Genomic DNA, 4740 nt, shown 5'->3' with positions numbered 1-4740 from the left:
GATGCTCTCCGGCATGGCCCCTGGCTCTACCACGGCGCGGCGGACGACGGCCCCGATGCGCGCCCGTAGCTCTTCCATCCCGAACGGCTTGCTCAGGTAGTCGTCGGCCCCGGCGTCCAGCGCCTTGACCTTGATGGCCTCGTCGCCGCGCACGGAGAGCATGATGATGGGCACGGCGCTCCACTCACGCAGCCGCCGGCACACCTCCAGCCCGTCCGGCCCCTCGCCCAGATTCACGTCGAGCACCACCGCGTCCGGCCGGCGCTGGGCGGCCAGCGTCAGCGCCTCGGCCGCGTTGGCCGCTGTGATGACCTCATGACCATAGCCGGCCAGCCCGGTAGAGAGCAGCTTGCGGATCTGCGGCTCGTCATCCACGACCAGGATGATCATGCGCCCTCCTGTGGCAGTGTGATGACGAACGTCGCCCCACCGCCAGGGGTGTCCTCTACCCACACTGCACCCCGGTGCACCTCGACGATGCCGCGGGCGATCGCCAGTCCCAACCCTACCCCGCCGACGACCGAACGACCGTCGCGCGACTGGTAGAATGGCTCCATAATGCGCGACTTCTCGTCCGCGGGGATGGTCGGGCCGTGGTTGATCACTTCCAGCCGGGCGCTGTCGCCGGCGACACGCCCGCGGATAATGACGCGGCGTCCGGCCGGCTCGTAGCGCAGGGCATTATCGACGACGTTGCTGAGTGCCTGGCGCATCAGCCCATAGTCGAAGGGGGTCAGCGGCAGGTCGTCGGGGAAGTCGAGAGCGATGCGTTCCGCTCCATAGCGACGAAAGGCTTCGGCGGCCACGTCCCCGGCCACTTCCTCCAGCGCGTTTAGCTCGCGGTGGAGGACCATCGCCCCGGCCTGGAGGCGGGACATGTCGAGCAGGTTGCCCACCAGCCGGTCGAGCAGGTCGGCCTGGGCCTCCACCGTGCGGGCCAGTTCACGCCGTTCGGCGGGCGGCAGCCGGTCATCGAGCGCGTCGAGGTTAGCGGCCGAGGTCTTGATGATCGTAATCGGTGTGCGCAAGTCGTGGGAGACGGCGTGCAGCAGGGCGGTTTTGAGCTGGTCGGCTTCCGCCAGCGCCCGGCTGCGCTGCGCCTGCGCGGTCAACTCGACCCGTTGCAGCGCCAGCGCCGCCTGGCCGGCACAGGCTGACAACAGACGAAATTGCGAGGCGGGTAGTGGATGGGGGAAGACCGCGCGCAGCGTGCCGTGAATGGTCTCGCCCGCCTCCAGCAGGACGAAAACGGCATTGCCCGCGCCCTCCGGCACCGGCGTGACAGCGCGCGAGGGCAGGTAATCGACGTGAGTCGCCCCCAGTTGCTCAATGACCACGCGCCGCAATTCGGCGCGGATGGCAGCCGGATCGGTCAGCGGGTTGAGGGCGCTGGTCAGGCCGTAGAGGATCTCCTGCTGCCGCGCGTTGAGGCCGGCTGCCTCGGCCTGCTGGCGGGCGTAGGCGGCCAGCCGTCCGGCGATGAGCGCCGCGGCCAGAAAGACGACCAGATCGATCAACTCGCGTGGATCTTCAACGGCCAGCGTGTAGTAAGGGCGCACCAGGAAGAAGTTGAAGCTGAAGAAGCTCAGGATGGCTGTCAGCACCGACGGCCCGGCTCCCAGCCAGACGGCAGTGATGAGCGTGGCGAGCATGTATAGGAGGGAGATATTGGCGTTGGTCAGCCGGTCGCGCAGCGGCCAGAGGGCCAGGGTCAGGCTGCCCACCACGGCCAGCGTCATCAGGTAGCGGCCGGCCATGGAGCGAATCGTGGAACGCGGGGCCGTGTAGGGGTTCTGCACGTTTGCCGTCCTTGGTATCCCCGGCGCGCCGGGGATACCAAGGATGATAGCGCCGCTGCCAGGCGGGGGCAACGAACGTACTGTAGGGGCAGACCTGCGTGTCTGCCCCAGGGCACACACGAGTCTACCTAACGAACGTACCGTAGGGGCAGACCTGCGTGTCTGCCCCTGGGCACACACGCAGGTCTGCCCAGGGCGCACACGCAGGTGCTCCCCTACTAGGCCGCGGCCCGCGCCGTCGCCGGCTGGCCGCGCCGGTTGATGAAGTGGAAGGCCACGACCGCCACCAGCGCCGCCGCGCCCACGGCCGCCCCGGCCAGAATCAGCGGCTCATCGGTGTAGCGAACGATGATACCTACGTAGGCATACAGGTAGACCAGCGGGATAACCACGTCGCGGTTGAATCCCCGATACAGGAAGAAGGCTAACCCCGCGCCGACCAGCAGCATGATCAGCCCCCAGACCTCGTAGCTGATGCCGAAGCCGTTCCAACCGGCGGCGATGAGCGCCGCGGCAATGTTAGCCACCGTGGCGACGGTGAGCCAGGCCAGATAGATGCTGATGGGGATTTGCAGCACGCGCTCCCACGTGTCCACCCGCTCCTGACCGATGCGCAGCTTGCGGTAGGCCACAACCGCGGTGAAGACGAGGATGGCCATGATCGGCAGCGTGCTGACAAACGCCTCCAGCCCGAAGACCCACACCCACAAGCCGTTGAGGATGATGTTGACCATCAGCCACGGCGCGGCGGCGCGGAAGCGCGGGTTCTCGCGATTGGCCGGCAGCGCCTGATAGATGGCCCAGCCGACGATGCCGGCGTAGATGACCGGCCAAATGGTCGTGAAGACGTACGTGGCCGGGAAGAAGTAGTTCGTGTCGTTGAACGTGTTGTTGGCGATGTCGCCCGTGTCGGCGTTGGCGCGAAAGCCGAGATAATTGGCGGCGATCACGCCGGCGATGAGGACGATGAGCGTGATGATGCTCCAGGTCTTAGCGTTGCGATTCATAGTATGGCTCCTTATTTCTTCAGGTCGTTTCAAACTTGGTTAATCCGCTAATAGTGGCATTGTACAACTATGCACAACTTTTGTCAAGAATTTGTCTATAAATTGGTGAAGGATTGCCCCCTTGACGAACGCCACGCTTTTGCCCTACAGTATGTCGCAGTCGCCATGAATACATCGCTGCTTCTTCCAATCTGCGTAATCGCGGCTGAGGAGAGCCTTGCCAAATCTGCGGATTACTATTTTCAGGAGAAACCCCATGCCCCATATCGAGAGTATCGTCTACCAGCCCAAGAAGAGCGCCCAACCTAACGGCAGCGTCGATTTCGTCCGCGTGCCGCTGGAGCAGGCCACGCTCATCGCTGACCACGGCATCGACGGCGACCGCAAGGCCGGCCACAACCAGACGCGGCAGCTCAACCTGCTGTCGCGCGAATGGCTCGACTCTGTCCGGCCGCTCGGCTATCGCACCGGGCCGGGCCAGTTCGGCGAGCAGATCATTGTCGCCGGGCTGGCCATAGAGCGGTTGGCCCCCGGCGCGCGGCTGATGCTGGGCGACGAGGCGATCATCGAGATCACCAAGGGGCGCACCGGCTGCTCGCGGCTGGAGGCGGCGCAGGGGCAATCCATCGCCGGGATAGGCCACATCGGCGTGCTGGCGCGGGTCATTGCCGGCGGGACGATTCGTGTCGGCGACCCGGTAGCGGTGTTGGAGCCGGTGTCCGCTGCCACGGCGAGCAGTCAATAGTCAGTGAATCAGTAGGTCAGTGGGTCAGTGATCAGTACTGCCCCACTGACCTACTGACTACTCCATCCGCAAGCCGAGTAGGTCCTCCATGAGCGATCCCCGCGTCAAGCAAGCGGCGCGCAACAACGCCCTGTGGTGCGACGCCGTCTGCCGCGCCCACGGCCGGCCGGGCGAGTTCCACGCCGGCCTGTGGCTCAACCGCCGGCCCACGCCGCGCTTCTACTCCAACGCGATCACCCTGTCGTCCAAAGACCGGGCCGGGCAGCGGGCCTGGATAGCGCTGCTGCTGGCCGAGCGGCCGAGCTTCTCGGTCAAAGATAGCTTTGCCGCGCTGGACTTGAGCGGATTGGGCTTCGACGTGTTGTTCGAGGCGACATGGCTGTGGTGGGACGGCGGGCGGAACGGCGATGAATCGCCTGACTACGAACCCAAGCAATCTGCCCAATCTGCGAAATCTGCGGATGATTCCGCTTTGAACTGGTCGACCGTGGGGGACGCGGCCGGGCTGGCCCGCTGGGAGGCGGCGTGGGCCGGCCACCACACGGGAGCCGTGCCCGACCGCGAGCGCATCTTCCGGCCGGCGCTGCTGCGCGAGCCGGGCGTGGCCTTCCTGGCTGGGGCGCGCGGCGGCGCGGTCGTCGCCGTCGCCGCGGCCAACCTGACCGGCGACGTGGTCGGCCTGTCCAACGTGTTCGCGCCGCCGGACGAGGCCGACGCAGCCTATGCCGGCGCGGCGGCGCTGGCCGCGGCGCTGTTTCCGGGCCGGCCGCTGGTGGGGTACGAGCGAGGCGATGATCTGGGCCACGCGCGGCGGGCGGGATTCACGGAGATCGGGCCGCTCCGGGTGTGGGCGCGGTAAGAAAGAAATGGCTACGGATGATACAGATTGAAACAGTCACCGAGGGCGCGAGGCTAATAGAACGGTTGGGCGCGCTTTTTGCTGAGCGGCCGGAGGTCGTCGCCGTCGCCCTGGGCGGGTCGCGGGCGAGCGACGCGGCCGACGCCGCTTCGGATATTGATCTCTACGTCTATACGCGGGCCGAGATACCCGTTGAGGCGCGTGAGGCGATGGTGGCCCGGGCCGGCGGGGCGACGCGGGCCGATATGGCCCAGAACTACTGGGGGCCGAGCGACCAATGGTTCGACGCGGCCACGGGGGTCGAAGTGGACGCCGTCTACTTCGATGCGG

At 66.6% G+C, this 4740-nt stretch carries 6 protein-coding genes; 3 read left to right on the top strand and 3 right to left on the bottom strand.

Features of this window, described 5'->3' with window-relative positions:
* The 3 genes from ACE3UY_RS09725 to ACE3UY_RS09715 all read right to left on the bottom strand — a co-directional run.
* Window positions 1-390 (bottom strand): response regulator transcription factor (locus ACE3UY_RS09725; RefSeq protein ID WP_374687345.1); only part of this gene is annotated, 390 nt, incomplete at its 3' end.
* Complete coding sequence (locus tag ACE3UY_RS09720) at window positions 387-1799, bottom strand: DUF4118 domain-containing protein (protein WP_374687344.1); 1413 nt, start codon at window positions 1797-1799, stop codon at window positions 387-389. The genes ACE3UY_RS09725 and ACE3UY_RS09720, both read right to left, overlap by 4 nt.
* A gap of 218 nt (window positions 1800-2017) precedes the next feature.
* On the bottom strand, window positions 2018-2806 hold the full coding sequence (locus ACE3UY_RS09715) for a TspO/MBR family protein (RefSeq protein WP_374687343.1): 789 nt from the start codon (window positions 2804-2806) through the stop codon (window positions 2018-2020).
* 256 nt (window positions 2807-3062) lie between these two features.
* Here ACE3UY_RS09715 and ACE3UY_RS09710 point away from each other — a divergent pair, with 256 nt between their 5' ends.
* The 3 genes from ACE3UY_RS09710 to ACE3UY_RS09700 form a co-directional block, all read left to right on the top strand.
* A complete protein-coding gene (locus ACE3UY_RS09710; RefSeq protein ID WP_374687342.1) occupies window positions 3063-3551 on the top strand; it encodes an MOSC domain-containing protein in 489 nt (162 codons plus the stop codon).
* Window positions 3552-3639: 88 nt separating this feature from the next.
* Entirely contained in the window at window positions 3640-4410 is a 771-nt protein-coding gene (locus ACE3UY_RS09705) for a hypothetical protein (RefSeq protein WP_374687341.1), read from the top strand.
* 17 nt (window positions 4411-4427) lie between these two features.
* A partial coding sequence (locus tag ACE3UY_RS09700) for a nucleotidyltransferase domain-containing protein (RefSeq protein ID WP_374687340.1) occupies window positions 4428-4740 on the top strand: 313 nt, incomplete at its 3' end.

Source organism: Promineifilum sp. (SeqCode) (genome assembly GCF_041918635.1).
In the GTDB taxonomy this organism is placed as follows: Bacteria; Chloroflexota; Anaerolineae; order Promineifilales; family Promineifilaceae; genus Promineifilum.
Note: the sequence above shows the minus strand (reverse complement) of the source record. Positions and strands in the feature narration are given on the sequence as shown.

What these genes read in the sequence shown, in the direction of transcription:
- ACE3UY_RS09715 (WP_374687343.1), bottom strand. Translation starts at nt 2,806, where the DNA reads ATGAATCGCAACGCTAAGACCTGGAGCATCATCACGCTCATCGTCCTC.
- ACE3UY_RS09710 (WP_374687342.1), top strand. Translation starts at nt 3,063, where the DNA reads ATGCCCCATATCGAGAGTATCGTCTACCAGCCCAAGAAGAGCGCCCAA.
- ACE3UY_RS09705 (WP_374687341.1), top strand. Translation starts at nt 3,640, where the DNA reads ATGAGCGATCCCCGCGTCAAGCAAGCGGCGCGCAACAACGCCCTGTGG.